This is a genomic window from Roseitalea sp. MMSF_3546 (assembly GCF_030732865.1).
GTDB lineage: Bacteria > Pseudomonadota > Alphaproteobacteria > Rhizobiales > Rhizobiaceae > Roseitalea.
Map to the genome: position 1 here is coordinate 84,803 of NZ_JASHKB010000007.1, position 18,827 is coordinate 103,629.

Consider the following 18,827-nt stretch of genomic DNA (forward strand, 5'->3'; position numbering starts at 1 on the left):
CAGTGCCGGCGGGTTGGTGTATCACCGCCCTCGGCCGCGCGCCGGCCCGAATCCATGCACCAGATCCGCCCGCTCATACCGCTCCTGATCGCCGCAGCGATCCTGCTGGCCGGCAATGGCGTCCAGGGCACGGCGATCGCCGTGCGCGGGGCGGCCGAGGGCTTTTCGACGACGATGATCGGGGCCATCGGCACGGCCTATTTCGCCGGCTTTCTGGCCGGCTGCCTGTTCATCACGCGCATGCTCAACGCGGTCGGCCATATCCGCACCTTCGCCGCGCTCGCCGCCATCACCGCCTCGGGCACGCTGTTTCTGGTCATCTTCGTCGATCCGGTCGCCTGGCTGATCCTGCGCTTTGCCGTCGGCTTTTCCTTTTCCGGCCTCTTCACGACGATCGAGAGCTGGATCAATTCGGGCGTGGCCAACGAAAACCGTGGCCGCGTGCTGGCCATGTACCGGATCCTCGACATCTGCGCCGTGACCGGGGCGCAGTTCCTGCTGCCGGCGCTCGGCGCCGAGGGCTTCGTGCTGTTTGCGGTGATGACCGTGATGATCACGCTGTCGCTGGTGCCGGTCTCGCTGGCCGACCGGTCCAACCCCAAGCCGCCCACGCAGTTCCGCTTCGATCTGGCCGGCATATGGCGGCTGTCGCCGCTGGCCTGCATCGGCTGCGTGACGATCGGGGCCACCAATGCGGCCTTTCGCCTGATCGGCCCCCTCTATGCCGAGGAAATCGGGCTGTCGATCACCGATGTCGCCGCCTTCATGAGCGCGGGGATCGTCGGCGGGGCGGTGCTGCAATATCCGCTCGGCTATCTGTCCGACCGGTTCGACCGGCGCACGGTGCTGCTCGTCGCAACCGCCGGCGCGGTGGCGGCGGGGCTGTTCCTCGCCTTTGGCGCCGGCACCTCGGCGCTGATGAACTATGCGGGCATCTTCGCCTTCGGCGCCTTTGCGCTGCCGCTCTACTCGCTGTCGGCGGCCCATGCCAACGACCACGCGGCCGAAGGCCAGCACGCCATGGTCTCGGCCGGGCTGATGTTCTTCTTTGCGCTGGGCGCCTCGATCGGACCGGCCGTCTCGTCGGCCTTTGTCGAACTGTACGGCCCCGGGGCGCTGTTCACCTATACCAGCGTGATGCATGTCGCGCTGATCGCCGCCACGATCTGGCGCATGCGCATGCGGCCGGCCGTGCCCAGCGGCGCGCGCGGCCCCTTCGCCTGGCTGCTGCGCACATCGCCGGTCTTCGGGCGCATGGCCCGCGGCAACGGCAATGGCGACGCCGAAAACGGTTCGACAAGCCCGGGCCGGTCGGCTAAGGACGAGGCCGATGACTGACAAGCCGGAAGCCGTGCCTTCCCCGATCACCCGAACCGATGCGCTCGCGGCGGCCTGCGAGCGCCTTGCGGCTCACGACTGGGTGACGATCGACACCGAATTCGTGCGCGAGACGACGTTCTGGCCCGATCTGTGCCTGGTGCAGATCGCATCGCCCGACGAGGCGGTGCTGGTCGACCCGCTCGCCGAGGGCATCGACCTGGCGCCGCTGTTCGCGCTGACGGCGGACGAGACCGTCACCAAGGTCTTTCATGCCGCCCGCCAGGACGTGGAGATCTTCTATCACCTCGACGGGCGAATTCCGCATCCGATCTTCGACACGCAGGTGGCGGCCATGGTCTGCGGTTTCGGCGACGCCATCGCCTATGACCAACTCGTCAAGCGCATCACCGGCGCCCATATCGACAAGACCTCGCGCTTCACCGACTGGAAGCTGCGGCCGCTGAGCGAAAGACAGCTCGCCTATGCGCTCGCCGACGTCACCCATCTGCGCGCGGTCTATCTCGAACTCAGGCGCATGCTCGACGAACAGCGGCGCAGCCACTGGGTGGCCGAGGAAATGGCGGTGCTGACGGCGCCCGAGACCTACGACCTGCCGCCCGAGGATGCCTGGCAGCGGCTCAAGCTGCGGGTGCGCAAGCCGGCGGAGCTGGCCGTGCTGCAGCGGCTCGCCGCCTGGCGCGAACGCGAGGCGCGGGCGCGCAACGTGCCGCGCTCGCGCATCCTGAAGGACGATGCGATCTACGAGGTCGCCCAGCAGCGTCCGAAGGATGCAAGGGCGCTGTCGCGGCTGCGCACGATCCACAAGGGCATCGAGCGCTCGCCGGCGGCCGCGGCGATCCTTTCGATCACCGCCGAGGTCGACGCGCTTGCGCGATCGGAGCTGCCGAAGGTGCCGCGACCGCCCGATTCGCCGGAAGGAACGGGCGCGGCGAGCGACCTGCTCAAGGTGCTGCTCAAGCTGACGGCCGAACGACACAATGTCGCCCAGCGCATCCTGGCGACATCGGACCAGCTCGAACAGATCGCCATTCATGGCGACAAGGCCGACGTGCCGGCCATGCGCGGCTGGCGGCGCGAATTGTTCGGCGATCAGGCGCTGCGGCTGCTGGACGGCGAGATCGCGCTCGGTTTCAGCGAGCGACGGATATCGGCCGTGGAGCTATCGCCGCCGGCTCGATGACGAGCTCGGTGCGCACGCCGGTCACCTTGCTCAGTTGCGCCAGCCGCCCCTCGGGCCGCTCGCCGGCAAGGGCGGCGCGCTGGGCGGGCACGACCAGCTGCAAAACCCCCTCGGGCGTGCGGCGCCAGCTCAGCTCGCCGATCACGCCGGGCATGGCGGCGGTGAACAGATAGGCCACGCGCAGAAAGGCGCCCAGATATTTGGCGCGCATCCAGATGCGATCGTCCGTCAGTCGCCGGATTTCCGGTGCCAGGCTCTCGTTCTTCAGCCCCTCATAGCGGAAATAGTTGGCCAGCGCGATGTAGGCGCGGCCCTGATGGCTGATCTGGATGAAGCTCGAATAGGCAATGATCGCAAGCGATTGCGTCGAGCGGTAGTCGGGATGGGCGCGCCAGCCGATATCGGCAAGCCGGCAGGCCGCATCACGATAGCGCGCCTCGTCCTCGGTCTCGTCGATGCCGAAGGCGGCAAAGCTGTCGGCGGTCCAGCGCGCCAACTCGCGGGCATGGCGCGGCGAGCGCGCGCGGAGCACGGCCAGTTCGTCGGCCGCCTCGATCAGCGCATCGCGGCGGCGCGTCTCCTCGTCGAGCTCGGAGAACAGAAAACCCTCGCGAACTCCCAGCGCCGAAAAGGCGATCGTGCGCGGCTTCATCTTGCGGATCACCTCGGCCAGCACGGCCGCACCATAGGGCACCAGCGCCTGGCGCGAGGAGGAGACGAGTTGCAGGCCGGCGAGCTTGGACAGGTTGCCCTGGGCAAGCTGCCGGAGAAAGCCGAGCGCCTCGTCGGCGGCGATCTCGTAGCCATGGGTGACGCGCAGCGGATAGCCGGTGTCTTCCATGTGCAGCTTGGCAATGGCCCGCCACGTCCCGCCAATGGCATAAAACGTCCGGCCGCGCCCTTCGGCGACGAGCGACTGGTCGCCGACGAGCTGGCGGGCGATCTTCTCGGCGCGGCGCATGTCGCCACCGGCCGCCTCCTGAAGGCGGATGCCGCCGAGCGGCAAGGTGGCGCCCTCGCCGATCCCGTCGGGGCCGACATTGACCAGTTCGAGGCTGCCTCCGCCCAGATCGCCGGCGATGCCGTCGGGCGCCCGGAAGGCCGACAACACGCCGAAGGCCGAATAGCGCGCCTCCTCCGCACCGGTGAGGATGCGGATCTCGGCGCGCAGGATCTGCTGGGCCCGCGCGACGAATTCGGGACCGTTGTCGGCCTCGCGCGCGGCCGCGGTCGCCAGCACGTGCATGCGCGTGACGCGCGCCTGATCGGCGAGCGCGCGATAGCGTGTCAGCGCGGCAATGGCGCGCTCGACGGCGGCATCGTCCATGCGGCCGGTCCGGGCGATGCCGCGGCCCAGACCGCAGGAGACCTTTTCGTTGAACAGCACGGCCGGGGCACGCACCATGCCCTCGTAGATGACGATGCGCACCGAATTCGAGCCGATGTCGACCACGGCGACCGGGGCCCGGTTCTTCAGTCGCCCTTGCGCGTCCTCGGTCTCGATCACACCGTCATGTCCTGTCTGGCGCCCAATGCCCCCGTTTAAGTCGGGCGCGGCCGGCCGCCGTCAAGCTCACCTGATCTGCTGTACGCGTTTTCGGTGCGCGATCAATCGCGGCGCGGACTCGCGAAGCGATTTTCCACGGCCCGAAAGGCTCGGATTGGTCATGAAGTAGGTCTGGGCATCGAATTCCTCTTCGTCGGGCTCGGGCTCCATGCGGCGCGAGCGGCCGTTGTCGAGCAGTTCGAAACTCTGCGTGTTGTCGAGCAGGTTCGCCAGCATGATCTGGTTGAGCACCTGTTCGTGGACGGTCTCGTTCTCCAGCGGCACCAGCGTTTCCACGCGCCGGTCCAGATTGCGCGGCATCAGGTCGGCCGAGCCGATATAGACGAACGCCTCCTCCGAAGGCAGGCCATGCCCGTTGCCGAAGCAGTAGATGCGCGAGTGTTCGAGGAAGCGACCGACGATCGACTTGACGCGGATGTTCTCGGAAAGCCCCTCGACCTGCGGCCGCAGGCAGCAGATGCCGCGCACAACCAGATCGATCTCCACGCCCGCCTGGCTCGCCTCGTAAAGCGCGTCGATGACATGGCCGTCAACGAGCGAGTTCATCTTCATCCAGATCGCCGCCGGACGGCCGGCGCGCGCGTGATCAATCTCCTCGTGCACAAGGGCCAGCAGGCGGTCGCGCATGTGCATGGGCGAGACGGCGAGCTTCATGTCGTCGGGCGGATCGGCATAGGAGGTGATGAAATTGAACACCTGGGCGACATCGCGGGCGATCTCGGGATCGACGGTGAAATAGGACAGGTCCGTGTAGATCTTGGCGGTGATCGGGTGATAATTGCCCGTGCCCAGATGGACGTAGGAGCGCAGCCCGTTCTCCTCGCGACGCACGACCAGCGACATCTTGGCATGGGTCTTCAGTTCCACGAAGCCGAAGACGACCTGCACGCCGGCGCGCTCGAGATCGCGCGCCCACCGGATGTTGGCCTCCTCGTCGAAGCGCGCCTTGAGCTCGACCAGCGCCGTGACCGACTTGCCCGATTCGGCCGCGTCCATCAGCGCGCGCACGATCGGGCTGTCGTTCGAGGTGCGGTACAGGGTCTGCTTGATGGCGATCACGTCGGGGTCGGCGGCGGCCTGGGCGAGGAACTGGACGACGACGTCGAAGCTCTCATAGGGGTGGTGGACGATGATGTCCTTCTGGCCGATCGCCGCCAGGCAATCGCCGTTGTGCTCGCGGATGCGTTCGGGAAAGCGCGCGGTGTGCGGCGCATAGAGCAGGTCGGTGCGCGGGACCTTGACGATCTCGGAGACCGTGTTGAGCGCCAGGATACCGGGCTGGACGGAGACCCGCGCATCGGGCACGCCGAGTTCGTGGGCGACGAACTCGCGCAAGGTTCGCGGCATTTCGTGGTCGAACTCGATGCGGATGACCTGGCCCCGGCGGCGACGCTTGAGCGCGCTTTCGAAGAAGCGCACCAGATCCTCGGCCTCTTCCTCGACCTCCAGATCGCTGTCGCGGATGACCCGGAAGGTCCCCTGCCCCTTGATCTCGTAGCCAGGATAGAGCCGGGCGATGAAGAGCCCGACAATGTCCTCGAGCGAGATGAACCGGTAGCCCGGCTCCTCGGTGGGCAGGCGGACGAAGCGGTCGAGCGCCGGCGGCAGGCGCAACAGCGCGTTCATCAGCTTCCGGGTCGTGCGGTTGACCAGTTGCAGCGCGATCGAAAAACCCAGATTGGGAATGAACGGAAACGGATGGGCCGGGTCGATGGACAGCGGCGTGAGCACCGGAAAGATCGTCTGCAGGAACTGGTTCTCCAGCCAGTCGCGATCGTCGGCCGACAGCATCTCGGCGCGCACGATCTCGATGCCCGCTTCGGCGAGTTCCTCGCGCAGTTCGGAAAGCACGACCTGCTGCTCGGTCTGGAGCTGGTGGATTTCCTCGAGCACCATGTCGAGCTGGGCCTGCGGCGTCAGCCCGTCGATGGAGCGCTCGGTCACGCCCTCGCGGACCTGGCCGGCAAGGCCGGCGACCCGGACCATGAAGAACTCGTCCAGATTGGCCGCCGAGATCGAAAGAAAGCGCAGCCTTTCCAGCAGCGGCTGATTCGGGTTGCGCGCCTCCTCGAGCACGCGCCAGTTGAACTGCAGCCAGGAAAACTCGCGATTGACGAAGCGGGAAGGATCGTCACGGGCGATCAGTTCGACCGGAGAGGTGGGCGCGCCGTGCACCTCACCCTCGTTTTCGTAATTGGCGATGTCCTGTATGTCGGTCGTTTCCATGCGCCTGCCTTTCGGGTGGTCCGGCCGCCTCATACGGTTGTTCTACCACCATTGCATGACGTTTTTGGCAGGTTGCAAAGCGCGGCTCAAGAATCAAGCGCCCCCTGGCCGGGCTCGGCGGCACCCAGCACCTGCGCGGCAAGCGGCCGCGTGATGCGACTTTTGCGTGCAAGGGCTGCACGGTCAAGCCGGTCGACCGCCTCGATCACCGCGGCCAGCGAACGTTCAAGGCGGGCGACGATATACTCGATCACGGCCGGATCGATGGCGATCTGCCGGTCGGCAAACAGCTTGGCGGCAACCGCACGAAGCAGCATGTCGTCGGGGAGCTTCAACTCGACCTGGGTCGCCGCGCGCAGACGGGAGGCGAGATCGGGCGTGCGCACGGCCCATTGCGCCGGGGCGCTCGCCGCGGTGGCCAGCGCCAGCATGGAGCCGCCGGCGCCGCGCACCGCGTTGATGAGGTGAAACAGCGCCGTCTCGTCAAGATCTGCCGGCACGAGACCGTCGCACAGCACGGGCTGGCCGGTCTGGGCAATGGCGATGTCGCGCGGCGACGGCGCGCAAGGGTCGGCGAGGCGATGGGCGCCGGCCATGGCGGTCCACACGGCGGCGATGTGCGACTTGCCGCTGCCGGCCGGACCAAAGACGAAGGCAACCGGCGCGGGCCAGTTCGGCCAGCTGTCGATCAGTCCGATCGCCGCCTTGTTCGAGGCGGTTGCGATGAGATCGTCACGCGCCAGCGAGGGCCGCGCGCCCAGATCGAGCAGCATCTGCCGGTCAGTGCTCATGGGCATCACGCATGGGCATCACTTTTCGGCATCGTCGGCGGACGAGCCGACATAGAGGTCGGAGTCAAGATAGCGGGCCACGGCAAAGCGCACCAGAACGCCGACCGCCGCCGCGGCGGGCACCGCGATTAGCATGCCGGTGAAGCCGAACAGCGAGCCGAAGGCGAACAGGGCAAACATCAGCCAGACCGGATGCAGGCCGACACTGTCGCCGACCAGCTTGGGCTGCAGGAAATTGCCCTCGATGGTCTGGCCGACGAAAAAGATGGCGGCGATGATGGCGATCATGATCCAGTCGGGCCAGAACTGGACCAGCGCGACGCCCACCGAGAGAATCAGGCCGACCAGCGAGCCGACATAGGGAATGAAGCTGATCAGACCCGCAAACAGGCCGATCAGCAGGCCGAAATTGAGCCCGGCGACGGTCAGCGCCAGGGCATAGAACAGGCCCAGGATCAGGCACACCGTGCCCTGCCCGCGCACGAAGCCGGCAACGGCGCGGTTCATGTCGGCGCCGATCTCGCGCACGGTCTCGACGTGATCGCGCGGCACGCAGGCATCGATGCGGGCGATCATGCGGTCCCAGTCGAGCAGCATGTAGAAGGCCACCACGGGCGTGATCACGAACAGCCCGGCAATGTTGATCAGCGCCATGCCCGACGACCATATGCCCTGTGCCAGGCCGGTCACGAAGCCCGTGCCCTGGGCGATCAGATCCTCAAGGCCACCGGGCAGTTCCCCCGATTCGAGGTCGATATAGCGGTCGAGCCAGTCGAGATTGACCGACATGGTGGCGGCAAGCTCGCGCAGCCGCGCCAGATATTCGGGAAAGCGGTCGATGAACTCGGCGAACTGGCCGACAAGGGTCGGCACGATCGACACCAGCGCCAGCGCGAAGACGAGGATGAACGCCACAAGGATCAGAATGGTCGCGACGAGCCGCGAAGAGCCGCGCCGTTCGAGGAAGTCGGCGATAGGGTCGAGGAAATAGGCAAGCGCGAAGCCTGCCAGGAACGGCAGCAGGATGGAGCGGAATATGTACAGGAATACGATGAACAGCGCGAGCGCGCCCAGCCAGAAAATGGCCTGGCGGCGCAGCGTCTTGACGGTAATCTGTTCAACCATGACCTGCGCCTCCGCGTGTCATGTGGCGAAACCAGACCAGCGCATAGGAGGCCAGCGAAGCGACCGTCAAGGCGGCCGTCGCCCAAACGAGAGCCGTGCTGGCAGCCGACACGTCGATGTCGAAGGCCGGCCCGCCCAGCGCGACCGCGATCAGCGCGATCTGGGCGGCCGTGGTGACCTTGGAGACCAGCAGCGGCCGGATGGGAACCACATCGCGGCGCGAGCAGGTGACCAGGACGCCCGAGACGATCAGAACGTCACGCCCGACCGCAAGGATGACCAGCCAGGCGGGGACCAGGCCGACGATCGCCAGCGCCACGAAGGCGGTGACGAGCAATGCCTTGTCGGCGAGCGGATCCAGCCACTGCCCGAGCCTCGAACTCTGGCCGAAGAAGCGCGCGATGATGCCGTCGACGGCGTCGGACAGCCCGGCGATCAGGAACAGCCAGAAGGCGGGCACCCAGTTTTCCTCGACCATGAGCCAGCCGAGCACCGGAACAGCGGCAACGCGCGCCAGCGTGATCGCGTTGGGCACCGTCAGCAGGAGGTCTTTGGTGGTCTGGGTCACGGCCATCATCGCTATATGGCTTTGCCCTTACCCCGTTCCAAGAGAACGGACCAGCGCGAAAAGGCGACAAAGCTGTGGTCCACCGCCGGCCCGCTTTGCACCGCAGCGCGGCGGCAGCTATCTGCGCAGCACATGAACGGGCAAGGGCAAGATCATGGCCGATGACACAAGCAGCGGGCCGAAGCCGGCCGGCGGACTTACCTATGCGGGCGCCGGCGTCGACATCGATGCGGGCAACGCGCTGGTCGAGGCCATCAAACCGATGGTGCGGGCCACCGCCCGGCCGGGCGCCGAGGCGGCGATCGGCGGCTTTGGCGGGGTGTTCGACCTCAAGGCGGCCGGTTTTTCCGATCCGGTGCTGGTGGCGGCCAGTGACGGGGTCGGCACCAAGGTCAAGATCGCCATCGAGACCGGCCGGCATGCTTCGATCGGCATCGACCTGGTCGCCATGTGCGTCAACGATCTCGTCGTGCAGGGCGCCGAGCCGCTGTTCTTCCTCGATTATCTGGCAACCGGCCGGCTCGACGTCGATCAGGGCAAGGCCATCGTCGCCGGCATCGCCGAGGGCTGCCGCATGGCCGGCTGCGCGCTGATCGGCGGCGAGACGGCCGAGATGCCGGGGCTCTATGCGGGCCAGGACTACGACCTGGCCGGCTTTGCGGTCGGCGCGGCCGAGCGCGGCACGCTTCTGCCGCGCAACGATCTGAGGGCGGGCGATATCGTCCTCGCACTTGCCTCCTCGGGCATCCATTCCAACGGCTATTCGCTGGTGCGCCGCATCGTGGACGCGTCCGGGCTGGGCCGTGACGCGCCCGCGCCGTTCGCGCCGGAGACCACGCTCGGCGAAGCCCTTCTCACCCCGACGCGGATCTATGTGCGGCCGGTGCTCGAAGCGGCTCGCGCGACAGGCGCGATCAAGGCGCTGGCGCACATCACCGGCGGCGGGCTGACCGAGAACCTGCCGCGCGTCCTGCCCGAGGGGCTGTCGGCCGAGATCGATCTCGACGCGGTGCAGGTGCCGGCGGTGTTCGGCTGGCTGGCGGCGACCGGATCCATCGCCGGCAACGAGATGCTGCGCACGTTCAACTGCGGCACGGGCATGGCGGTGATCGCGGCGCGCGAGGAGGCAGCGGCGGTCGGTGACGCCCTGCGCGCGGCGGGCGAGACCGTTTCGGCGATCGGCCAGCTCGTGCCCGGTGCGCGCGAGGTCGTCTATCGCGGCGAGTTGGCGCTGTGAGCGAAACGGTGCGAAAGCGCGATGTCGCCGTGCTGATCTCGGGACGCGGGTCGAACATGATCGCGCTGGCGGACGCCTGCGCGGCGGCCGACTTTCCGGCGCGGATCGTCGGCGTGCTCTCCGACAGGGCCGATGCGCCCGGCCTGGACGCGGCACGCGCGCGCGGGCTCGCCGCGGCCGCCCTGCCCCGCACCGATTTCGCCGGCAAGGCGGCGCATGAAGCGGCGATCGAGGCGCAGCTCGTCGGCTGGGGCGCCGAGATCGTGTGCCTTGCCGGCTTCATGCGGCTTCTGAGCGCCGGTTTCGTCGACCGCTGGCGCGGCCGGATCATCAACATCCATCCCTCGCTGCTGCCCCGCCATCGCGGGCTCGACACCCACGCCCGGGCGCTCGCCGCCGGCGATGCGCGCCATGGCTGTTCCGTCCATCACGTCACCGCCGGCATGGACGAGGGGCCGGTCATCGCGCAGGCCGCCATCGATGTCGGCAAAGGCGACACGCCCGAAACGCTCGCCGCGCGCGTGCTTGCCCAGGAGCACCGGCTCTATCCGCGCGCGCTGCGCATGCTGATCGAGGCCGAACGGCAACAGGGAGAAAGATAGGGCGGGCGGCGTGCCGGGGCGGCTTGTGCACGACGGGCGGACCTTGATAGAACGGCGAGGTCGAACGGGGGCCGCCATGCGCGCACGATCCATCCTTACGCTCCTCGCCCTTTGCATGGCGCTGTTCTCCCTGCCCACCGGGGCGGCAGACTATCGCCAGGACGGGCACGGGGGCGTCTTCGCGCCGCTTTGCACCGACCGGAAGATGCTGGCCAATATCGTCGACGATTTCCGGCATCAGGCGATCAACATGCTGCATCGGCCGGAACTCGGTATTGCCGACATCATCGGCATCCGCCAGACGCGGCTGATCGCCCCCGGTACGGACCTTGCGCCGGTGCCGCGCCGCTATTGCGCCGCCACGGCCATGCTGACGACCGGCGAGCATCGCGCGATCTGGTACCTGATCGAGGGCGGCGCGGGATTTGCCTCGATCGGCTCGAAGGTCGAATTCTGCGTGGCCGGTTTCGACCGCTGGAACGTCTACAACGCCGATTGCCGGCTGTTGCGCTGACCGGCCGGGCTTGCCACGTGCCCAGGCTTCTTCACGCGCCCGCTTCGCCCTATAGCGCCAAGGTGCGCATGGCCGCCCATCACCTTGGTATCGCTCTGGACGAGGAGGTCGTCGCCACCTCAGAGGAACCCGATGCGCTGACCCGGGCCAATCCGCTCGGCAAGATCCCCACACTGGTGCTCGACGATGGAACCGCCGTGTTCGACAGCCGGCCGATCATGGCCGAACTCGACCGGATGAGCGGTGGCAAGCTGTATCCGCGCAACGGCGAAAGGCGCCGGACGGCCGAACGGCTCGAGGCAGCCGCCGACGGGCTGTGCGACGCACTGGTCGCCAGTGTCTATGAGCGCCGCATGCGGCCGGCCGAAAAGGTCCACACGCCGTGGCTCGACTATCAGATGCGCAAGGCGGTGCGCGCGCTCGACTGGCTGGAGGCGGAAGCGCCGGCGCTGCGGGGCCGGCCGCATGGCGGCCATTTCGCGCTGGCGGCCGCGCTTGCCTATGCCGATCTGCGCTTTGAGGCGCTGAACTGGCGGCGCGGGCGACCGCGCCTGCGGCGGTTCATCGACCGGTTCGCGGAGACCGTGCCGGGCTATGAGGCGCTCGGGCCGCGCGCATGAAAAAGCCGCGCGGGCCTGGCCAGCGCGGCTTCGAGGAGCGGATCGGGGTCGATCAGAACTTGAAGCCGATGCCCGCGCGGATCGACTGCTCGGTGAAGCCCGAGGAGACCGTGCCCGGCGTCGGACTGGTCAGCGCGAAGTCCTTGCTCTGATAGTCGGTGTAGCGATATTCGAGCCGGCCGAACACGTTCTGGGTCAGCATGGCATCGGCGCCAACGCCGGCGGTCCAGCCCAGATGCGTGTTCTCGTCGGTCGTCGTACCGTCGGTCACTTCGACATTGGTGGCCGCAACGCCCGCCGTGCCATAGAGCATGAAGGGATTGAAGTCGTAGCCGATCCGGGCGCGCAGCGAGCCGAACAGGCCCTGATCGGCCGTCACACTCGGCGGGCCGACGAGCGTGCCGTCGCCTTCGGAGATACCGACGTCGCCCTCAAGGCCGTAGACGAAGGCGCCGTTCTGCAGGTTGATGCCGGCGAAGCCGCCGCCAGACCAGCCGTCGGCGTCGATATCGCCTGCCGTAGTGTCGAATTCGCCGAAATTGTAGCCGCCGAAGGCGCCGACATAGAAGCCCGACCAGTCGCTGACGGGCGCAAAGTCCGTAACCGGCGGTGCGGTCGGCGTTTGCGGCAATGGCTGCACGGCATCGGCCGCCATGGCGGGCGCAACGCCCGTCATCACGGCAGCCGAAGCGGCACAGATGATCGCTAGTCTTCTCATGAACGTCTCTCCATTCTCGTTCGCGTGGCCGACGGTGAACTGCGCACGCCGGTGCGGTTCGTGCCCCCAAGCACCTGGGCCGTTTGTGCAACGCAATTGCGGCAAATCGGTTGCCCGAATTGGGAGTTTCGATGACTCAAATGTGGCGTTGTGCCAGGCTGGAACACAATGGTTTCCGGGCATGGTTAAGCGTGCGATGACGCGCAGGGTTGACGCGCGGTTAACGGTCCGGTGCGCTGTCGTGCCGCGCGCGGAACGCGCCGTGGGCGAGCCGTTTCGATCGGCATCGCGTTTTGCGCCGGCCCGCAAATGGCTATATAGCCGGTTCGCGCACCTGCTTCGTTCAAAAGTCCTCCTTCATGCTCTTTGACATCGCCATGCTCGTTGCCGGACTGGTCCTTCTGGTCTTTGCCGGTGACTATCTCGTCAAGGGCGCGGTCGGGCTGGCCGAGAATCTGGGCATTCCGGCCCTGATCATCGGGTTGACCATCGTCGCCTTCGGGACCTCGGCGCCCGAGCTGTTCGTCGCGCTGCAATCGGCGCTGACGGGCGTGCCCGACATCGCCACCGGCAATGTGGTCGGCTCCAACATCGCCAATGTGCTGCTGGTGATGGGTCTGCCGGCCCTGTTCTCGCCGATCCATGCCAACCAGCGCGGGCTGTCGCGCAATGTCGCGGTGATGATGGTGTTCACGGTCGCCTTCATTTGGCTGATCAGCGACGGGCTGCTGTCGCGACTGGAGGCGGGGGCACTGTTCGGCGGACTGCTCGTCTTCATTGCCGCCCAGGTCCTCAGGGCGCGGGCGGCGATCGAGGCGGCCGATGACGATGTGCCGGTCGACTATCACGAAGAGATCGGCGAAGCGCCGCATTCGGCCGCGCGCATCGCGCTCTTTCTCGCCGGCGGAATCATCGGGCTGCCGATCGCCGCGCATCTGACCGTTTCGGGCGCCTCGGGCATCGCCGCCTCGTTCGGCGTCTCAGAAGCGGCGATCGGGCTGACCATCGTCGCCATCGGCACCTCGCTGCCCGAACTCGCCACGTCGCTGGCCGCCGCCATGCGCAGGGAAGCCGATGTGGCACTGGGCAACATCATCGGTTCGAACATCTTCAACCTCGCCGCCATCATGGGCATTACCGGCATGGTGATCGCGGTGCCCATCTCGTCCGACATCATCGTGCGCGACAACTGGGTGATGCTCGTCACCTCGCTGCTGCTGGCGGTGATCTGCTTTGGAAAGCTGACCACCGGCAAGGCGCTGGGCGCGGCTATGCTCGTCGCCTACGGCGCCTATATCGTCATGGTCTTCTGACCGACGACGGAGCTCTGCGTGGACGACGACCAGCAGGATAACGAAAGGCCCGCCGTTCTGGTGACGGGCGGCGCGAAACGCATCGGGCAAGCCATCGCAACCGATCTGGCGCGACATCGATTCGACGTGGCGATCCATGCCAACAGGTCAATCGACAAGGCACAGGCCCTGGCCGAAGCGCTGACGGCCAGCGGCGGCCGGGCGGTCGCGGTGCAAGCCGATCTGACCGACGCGATCCGGGCGCGCGACCTCGTCCGACAGGCAAGCGATGCACTGGGCCGGCCGGTCGACATCCTCGTCAACAACGCCTCGATCTTTCTCGACGACGCGGTGGGGGCGATCGACGAGGGCGCGTGGGACGCCCATTTCGACCTTCACCTGCGCGCGCCGGTGCTGCTGGGCGAGGCGATGGCCGATGCCCTGCCCGAGGGGGCGCACGGGCTGATCGTCAACATGATCGACCAGCGCGTATGGAAGCTGACGCCGCGCTTTTTCTCCTACACGCTGTCGAAATCGGCGCTGTGGACGGCGACGCGCACCATGGCGCAGGCGCTCGCGCCGCGCATCCGGGTCAACGCCATCGGACCGGGACCGACCTTGAAGAACCCGCGCCAGTCGGACGCCGCCTTTCGCGCCCAGGCCGAGGCGGTGCCGCTCGGACACGGGCCGAACCTTGCCGAGTTCGGCGCGACGATCCGTTATCTTTGGAAGGCGCGTTCGGTCACCGGCCAGATGATCGCGCTCGATGGCGGTCAGCACCTGGCCTGGCGGACACCGGACGCCACGGGCGCCGAATAGCCCCGTTCGCGGCGGGACTTGATGGCGCCCATCGATCTGCACCACATAGGGATCATGGACCAGACGCGCGAAGCGGACTTGCCGGCCGCCGCACCCGACGGCGCAGCACCCGAAACGGTCGGGCGCGACCTGGCGCGCGATCTGATCTGGGAACAGGAGATCAAGGCCGAACGGGAGCTGACCGGCCCGGAGCTGATCACCGCCATCGCAAAGCGTCTGCCCAACCGGCCCGGCGTCTACCGCATGTTCGGCGTCTCCGGCGAGGTGCTCTATGTCGGCAAGGCCAAGTCGCTCAAGAACCGGGTGACCAGCTATGCGCGCCTTGGCGGGCACACCAACCGCATTGCGCGCATGATCGCGCAGACCGCCTCGATGGAGTTCGTCACGACCCGGTCGGAGACCGAGGCGCTGCTGCTCGAAGCCAATCTGATCAAGCGGCTGCGGCCGCGCTTCAACGTGCTGCTGCGCGACGACAAGTCCTTTCCCTATATCGTGCTGACCGGCGATCACGCCGCGCCTGGCCTTTTCAAGCATCGCGGCGCGCGCAACAAGGCGGGCGACTATTTCGGCCCGTTCGCCTCGGCCGGCGCCGTGGGGCGGACGATCAACGCGCTGCAGCGTGCCTTTCTCCTGCGCACCTGCACCGACAGCGTCTATGACAGCCGCACGCGGCCGTGCCTTCTTTACCAGATCAAGCGCTGTTCGGCGCCGTGCACCGGAGAGATCTCGATCGAGGACTATGGCGCGCTGGTCGGCGAGGCCAAGGCGTTCCTGTCGGGCCGGAGCCGCGCCGTGCAGGCGCAGATGGCGACGGCGATGCAGCAGGCCGCCGACGATCTCGACTTCGAGCGCGCCGCGCTCTACCGCGACCGCATCGCCGCGCTGACGGCGATCCAGAGCCATCAGGGCATCAACCCGCAGGGTATCGAGGAGGCCGACGTCTTCGCGGTGCATCAGGAGGGCGGGCTGACCTGCGTGCAGGTCTTCTTCTTCCGGACCGGGCAGAACTGGGGCAATCGCGCCTATTTCCCCAAGGCCGATGCCAATATGGCGCCCGAGGAGGTGCTGGGCGCGTTCCTGTCGCAGTTCTACGACGACAAGCCCTGCCCGCGGCTGATCCTGCTGTCGCATGGCGTGCCCGAGGCCGAGCTTCTGGCCGAGGCGCTGAACCTGCGCGCGGCGCGCAAGGTGACGATCACCGTGCCGCGCCGCGGCGAAAAGCGCGATCTGGTCACGCACGCGCTGGCCAATGCGAAGGAGGCCCATGGCCGGCGGCTGGCGGAAACCTCCTCGCAGGCCAGGCTGCTTTCGGCGATGGCCGAGACCTTCGGGCTCAAGGCGCCGCCACGCCGCATCGAGGTCTACGACAACTCGCACATCATGGGGACCAACGCGGTCGGCGCGATGATCGTCGCCGGCGCGCAGGGCTTTGCCAGGAACCAGTACCGCAAGTTCAACATCCGCTCGACAGAGACCACGCCGGGCGACGATTTCGGCATGATGCGCGAGGTGCTCGAGCGGCGCTTTGCCCGGCTGATCAAGGAGCACGGGCCCGAACGCGACGAAAACGGCGAGGACGGCGATGCCGACGTCATGCCCGCCTGGCCGGACGTGCTGCTGATCGATGGCGGGCTGGGCCAGCTCAATGCGGTGCGCGAGATCCTCGCCGATATGGGCGTGGCCGAGGAGCTGGCGGTCATCGGCGTCGCCAAGGGCGCTGATCGCGACGCCGGCCGCGAGCGGTTCTTCATGGCCGGGCGCAAGGACTTCTCGCTGCCGCCACGCGATCCTGTGCTGTATTTCGTCCAGCGCCTGCGCGACGAGGCGCATCGCTTTGCCATCGGCGCCCATCGCGCGCGCCGCAAGAAGGACATGGTCAGGAACCCGCTCGACGAGATCGCCGGCATCGGCCCCTCGCGCAAGCGCGCGCTTTTGCACCATTTCGGCACCGCCAAGGCCGTCGCGCGCGCCTCGCTCGAGGACATTGCGAGAGTGGACGGCATTTCCGATGCCATGGCACGGCAGATCTATGCCCATTTTCACGACCAGGCGTAATTCCGCTATCATGGCGTGGCGAGAGAAGGTCGGGGCGCGGCGCTTGACCTGCCCGGCCGAGGGTGCAGATTTGCACTGCAACAAGTCAGGAGCGGCGATGCCAGCCAACGACAAAGCCCACACCTACGCGCTGCCCAACCTGCTGACCTATGGGCGCATCGCCGCCGTGCCGCTCATGGTGCTTTGCTTTTTCATCGAGGGCCGGCTGGCGGCGAGCGATCTGGCGCGCTGGTCGGCGCTGGCGATCTTCGTGATCGCCTCGCTGACCGACTATCTGGATGGCTATCTGGCCCGCAAATGGCAGCAGGCCTCGGCCATCGGCAAGATGCTCGATCCGATCGCCGACAAACTGCTGGTCTCGGTGGCGCTGTTGCTGCTTGCCGCCGAGGGCACCATTGCGGGCTGGTCGCTGTGGGCGGCAATCGTGATCCTGTGCCGGGAGATCCTGGTGTCGGGGCTGCGCGAATACCTGGCGGCGGTGCGCGTGTCGGTGCCGGTGAGCCAGCTCGCCAAGTGGAAGACGACGATCCAGCTCGTCGCCGTGGGCTTCCTGCTGGCAGGGCCGGCCGGCGACAAGGTCGTGCCCTATGTCTCGGAAACCGGCATCGTCCTGCTGTGGATTTCGGCGATCATTACGCTTTACACCGGCTGGGACTACTACCGGTCCGGCCTGCAGCACGTGACCGATAGCCAAAGCTCGTAAGGAATGCACGATGGGACAACCGGTCAAGTTCGTCTATTTCGCCTGGGTGCGTGAACGGATCGGCTTCGCCGAGGAATGGCTCGAATTGCCCCAGACCGCGCGCACCGGCGCCGACGTCATCGCCTTCCTGCGCAGCCGCGGCGAGGGCTACAGGGCCGCACTCGACGACGCCCAGGCGATCAGGATCGCCGCCGACCGGCAACACCTCGCGCCCGACGAGCCGATCGGCGAAGCGCGCGAAATCGCCCTGTTTCCGCCGATGACGGGCGGCTGACGATGAATGCAGCGGTGCCATCGCCGTTGGTGCGCGTTCAGGCGGCGCCGTTCGATACGGGCGCCGAACAGCAGGACCTGGCGGCAGGACGCCCCGATATCGGCGCGGTGGTCGCGTTCACCGGACTGTGCCGCGACGAAGACGGCCGGCTGGCCGCGCTCGAGATCGAGCACTATCCGGGCATGGCCGAGGCCGAAATCGGCCGCATCGCCGCTCAAGCCACCGAGCGCTGGCCGCTCGCCGCGCTCCGGGTCATCCACAGACATGGCAGGATCGAGCCCGGCGAGGCGATCGTGCTCGTTATCGCCGCCGCCGCCCATCGGCGCGCGGCCTTCGAGGCGGCCAATTTCCTGATGGACTATCTCAAGAGCAGGGCCCCGTTCTGGAAGCGCGAGCACCTTGCCGACGGTTCGGTCGGCGAATGGGTCGAATCGCGCGCCGCCGATGCCCGTGCCGCCGAGCGCTGGACCGAAACCGGACGCGTGTGACCAGGCGGGCTTTTCGCCGCGAAAAATCGCGCTAGCTCCTTGCTGCGGGTAATGCACCGAAAACGAGGAGGAACACGCCCATGCGCATCATGGACCGGCCGGAATACGCCGCAAAGGCCAAACCGATGGCCTTTCCGCCCGACACCAGCGTCGCCGAAGCCGTGGCAGCCATGTCCGAAAAGGATTACGGCTCGGTCGTCGTGGTCGACGGTCAGAACAAGGTCGTGGGCATGGTCACCGAGCGCGACGTGATGAAGCGGCTGGTCAACAAGAAGATGGATCCCGAAAAGACCGCCCTTTCGGACATCATGACCGCCGAGGTGCGCGTCGCCCGACAGACCGACGACCTGCGCGACTGGCTGCGCATCATGTCCAACGAGCGCTTTCGCCGCCTGCCGGTCCTTGACGATGAGGGACGCCTGGTATCGATCATGACGCAGGGCGATTTCGTCTCCTACACATGGCCCGAACTGCTCGACAGGGTCGCCGAGCAAACCAAGGCGACCGTGGCCAGCAACTATCAGATCTTCCTGATCGCCGGCGGGATCCTGGTCTATTCCATCGTGCTGATCTTCATGCTCAATGGTGCCAACTGACCGGCAGGCGTGCCGCCTCGATACAACTTTTCAGCGAAAATCCAGCCAATCGCGCATTCAGTCAGGAAAGGGAAAATCGCCGACTGTCGGGCCGCGACAACCGGCCCTTCT

General features: G+C 67.2%; 19 protein-coding genes. 13 read left to right on the forward strand and 6 right to left on the reverse strand.

The genetic code is table 11. The annotated features are described in order from the left end of the window. Positions 1-54: 54 nt before the first annotated feature. Together RBB34_RS07835 and rnd are read left to right on the forward strand one after the other, a co-directional pair. Positions 55-1,338, forward strand: a complete 1,284-nt coding sequence (locus RBB34_RS07835) for an MFS transporter (RefSeq protein ID WP_306118644.1) — start codon at positions 55-57, stop codon at positions 1,336-1,338. Beyond that, the gene (rnd, locus tag RBB34_RS07840; protein WP_306118645.1) at positions 1,331-2,521 is read left to right on the forward strand and encodes a ribonuclease D; all 1,191 of its coding nucleotides are present in this window, start codon (positions 1,331-1,333) and stop codon (positions 2,519-2,521) included. Before RBB34_RS07835 ends, rnd begins: the two co-directional genes overlap by 8 nt. Here rnd and RBB34_RS07845 read toward each other — a convergent pair. From RBB34_RS07845 to RBB34_RS07865, 5 genes are all read right to left on the reverse strand, one after another. Then, entirely contained in the window at positions 2,472-4,028 is a 1,557-nt protein-coding gene (locus tag RBB34_RS07845; protein WP_306118646.1) for a Ppx/GppA phosphatase family protein, read from the reverse strand. The genes rnd and RBB34_RS07845 overlap by 50 nt on opposite strands. A 66-nt stretch (positions 4,029-4,094) precedes the next feature. Continuing rightward, positions 4,095-6,314: an RNA degradosome polyphosphate kinase gene (locus RBB34_RS07850; protein WP_306118647.1), complete on the reverse strand. Its 2,220-nt coding sequence runs from the start codon at positions 6,312-6,314 to the stop codon at positions 4,095-4,097. Positions 6,315-6,400: 86 nt separating this feature from the next. Further along, on the reverse strand, positions 6,401-7,105 hold the full coding sequence (locus tag RBB34_RS07855; RefSeq protein ID WP_306118648.1) for a hypothetical protein: 705 nt from the start codon (positions 7,103-7,105) through the stop codon (positions 6,401-6,403). An 18-nt stretch (positions 7,106-7,123) separates the two neighbouring features. Further along, positions 7,124-8,230, reverse strand: coding sequence for an AI-2E family transporter (locus RBB34_RS07860; protein ID WP_306118649.1), 1,107 nt, complete (start codon positions 8,228-8,230; stop codon positions 7,124-7,126). Further along, a complete protein-coding gene (locus RBB34_RS07865) occupies positions 8,223-8,798 on the reverse strand; it encodes a CDP-alcohol phosphatidyltransferase family protein (protein ID WP_306118650.1) in 576 nt (191 codons plus the stop codon). The genes RBB34_RS07860 and RBB34_RS07865 overlap by 8 nt, the downstream gene beginning before the upstream one ends. A gap of 154 nt (positions 8,799-8,952) precedes the next feature. Here RBB34_RS07865 and purM point away from each other — a divergent pair, with 154 nt between their 5' ends. The 4 genes from purM (at position 8,953) to RBB34_RS07885 (ending at position 11,771) form a co-directional block, all read left to right on the forward strand. Next, positions 8,953-10,035 carry a phosphoribosylformylglycinamidine cyclo-ligase gene (gene purM, locus RBB34_RS07870; protein WP_306118651.1) on the forward strand — a complete coding sequence of 361 codons (1,083 nt, stop codon included), beginning with the start codon at positions 8,953-8,955 and terminating at the stop codon, positions 10,033-10,035. Beyond that, the gene (gene purN / locus RBB34_RS07875) at positions 10,032-10,637 is read left to right on the forward strand and encodes a phosphoribosylglycinamide formyltransferase (protein WP_306118652.1); all 606 of its coding nucleotides are present in this window, start codon (positions 10,032-10,034) and stop codon (positions 10,635-10,637) included. Before purM ends, purN begins: the two co-directional genes overlap by 4 nt. 76 nt (positions 10,638-10,713) lie before the next feature. Then, positions 10,714-11,151 (forward strand): hypothetical protein, encoded by a 438-nt coding sequence (locus tag RBB34_RS07880; protein WP_306118653.1) that lies wholly within the window; start codon positions 10,714-10,716, stop codon positions 11,149-11,151. Positions 11,152-11,168: 17 nt separating this feature from the next. Next, positions 11,169-11,771 carry a glutathione S-transferase N-terminal domain-containing protein gene (locus RBB34_RS07885; RefSeq protein WP_306118654.1) on the forward strand — a complete coding sequence of 201 codons (603 nt, stop codon included), beginning with the start codon at positions 11,169-11,171 and terminating at the stop codon, positions 11,769-11,771. Positions 11,772-11,823: 52 nt separating this feature from the next. On the opposite strand, the gene RBB34_RS07890 is transcribed toward RBB34_RS07885, so the two are convergent. Further along, entirely contained in the window at positions 11,824-12,489 is a 666-nt protein-coding gene (locus RBB34_RS07890; RefSeq protein ID WP_306118655.1) for an outer membrane protein, read from the reverse strand. Positions 12,490-12,848: 359 nt separating this feature from the next. On the opposite strand from RBB34_RS07890, the gene RBB34_RS07895 reads away from it, so the two are divergent. From RBB34_RS07895 to RBB34_RS07925, 7 genes are all read left to right on the forward strand, one after another. Further along, complete coding sequence (locus tag RBB34_RS07895; protein ID WP_306118656.1) at positions 12,849-13,802, forward strand: calcium/sodium antiporter; 954 nt, start codon at positions 12,849-12,851, stop codon at positions 13,800-13,802. Positions 13,803-13,820: 18 nt separating this feature from the next. Further along, a complete protein-coding gene (locus tag RBB34_RS07900) occupies positions 13,821-14,600 on the forward strand; it encodes an SDR family oxidoreductase (RefSeq protein ID WP_306118657.1) in 780 nt (259 codons plus the stop codon). 129 nt (positions 14,601-14,729) lie between these two features. Next, on the forward strand, positions 14,730-16,655 hold the full coding sequence (gene uvrC, locus RBB34_RS07905) for an excinuclease ABC subunit UvrC (RefSeq protein WP_306118717.1): 1,926 nt from the start codon (positions 14,730-14,732) through the stop codon (positions 16,653-16,655). A 97-nt stretch (positions 16,656-16,752) separates the two neighbouring features. Then, positions 16,753-17,358 (forward strand): CDP-diacylglycerol--glycerol-3-phosphate 3-phosphatidyltransferase, encoded by a 606-nt coding sequence (gene pgsA, locus RBB34_RS07910; RefSeq protein WP_306118658.1) that lies wholly within the window; start codon positions 16,753-16,755, stop codon positions 17,356-17,358. 10 nt (positions 17,359-17,368) lie between these two features. Further along, positions 17,369-17,632, forward strand: coding sequence for a molybdopterin converting factor subunit 1 (gene moaD / locus RBB34_RS07915; RefSeq protein ID WP_306118659.1), 264 nt, complete (start codon positions 17,369-17,371; stop codon positions 17,630-17,632). Positions 17,633-17,634: 2 nt separating this feature from the next. Then, positions 17,635-18,120, forward strand: a complete 486-nt coding sequence (locus RBB34_RS07920; RefSeq protein WP_306118660.1) for a molybdenum cofactor biosynthesis protein MoaE — start codon at positions 17,635-17,637, stop codon at positions 18,118-18,120. Positions 18,121-18,200: 80 nt separating this feature from the next. After that, the gene (locus tag RBB34_RS07925) at positions 18,201-18,716 is read left to right on the forward strand and encodes a CBS domain-containing protein (RefSeq protein ID WP_306118661.1); all 516 of its coding nucleotides are present in this window, start codon (positions 18,201-18,203) and stop codon (positions 18,714-18,716) included. Positions 18,717-18,827: the final 111 nt, after the last annotated feature.

Bases quoted from the DNA above. Each gene is read 5' to 3' on its own strand.
- RBB34_RS07860 (WP_306118649.1), bottom strand. From the start codon at position 8,230: ATGGTTGAACAGATTACCGTCAAGACGCTGCGCCGCCAGGCCATTTTC.
- RBB34_RS07855 (WP_306118648.1), bottom strand. From the start codon at position 7,105: ATGAGCACTGACCGGCAGATGCTGCTCGATCTGGGCGCGCGGCCCTCG.
- RBB34_RS07890 (WP_306118655.1), bottom strand. From the start codon at position 12,489: ATGAGAAGACTAGCGATCATCTGTGCCGCTTCGGCTGCCGTGATGACG.
- RBB34_RS07895 (WP_306118656.1), top strand. From the start codon at position 12,849: ATGCTCTTTGACATCGCCATGCTCGTTGCCGGACTGGTCCTTCTGGTC.
- RBB34_RS07850 (WP_306118647.1), bottom strand. From the start codon at position 6,314: ATGGAAACGACCGACATACAGGACATCGCCAATTACGAAAACGAGGGT.
- moaD (WP_306118659.1), top strand. From the start codon at position 17,369: ATGGGACAACCGGTCAAGTTCGTCTATTTCGCCTGGGTGCGTGAACGG.
- rnd (WP_306118645.1), top strand. From the start codon at position 1,331: ATGACTGACAAGCCGGAAGCCGTGCCTTCCCCGATCACCCGAACCGAT.
- RBB34_RS07880 (WP_306118653.1), top strand. From the start codon at position 10,714: ATGCGCGCACGATCCATCCTTACGCTCCTCGCCCTTTGCATGGCGCTG.
- RBB34_RS07925 (WP_306118661.1), top strand. From the start codon at position 18,201: ATGCGCATCATGGACCGGCCGGAATACGCCGCAAAGGCCAAACCGATG.
- purM (WP_306118651.1), top strand. From the start codon at position 8,953: ATGGCCGATGACACAAGCAGCGGGCCGAAGCCGGCCGGCGGACTTACC.
- RBB34_RS07835 (WP_306118644.1), top strand. From the start codon at position 55: ATGCACCAGATCCGCCCGCTCATACCGCTCCTGATCGCCGCAGCGATC.
- pgsA (WP_306118658.1), top strand. From the start codon at position 16,753: ATGCCAGCCAACGACAAAGCCCACACCTACGCGCTGCCCAACCTGCTG.
- RBB34_RS07920 (WP_306118660.1), top strand. From the start codon at position 17,635: ATGAATGCAGCGGTGCCATCGCCGTTGGTGCGCGTTCAGGCGGCGCCG.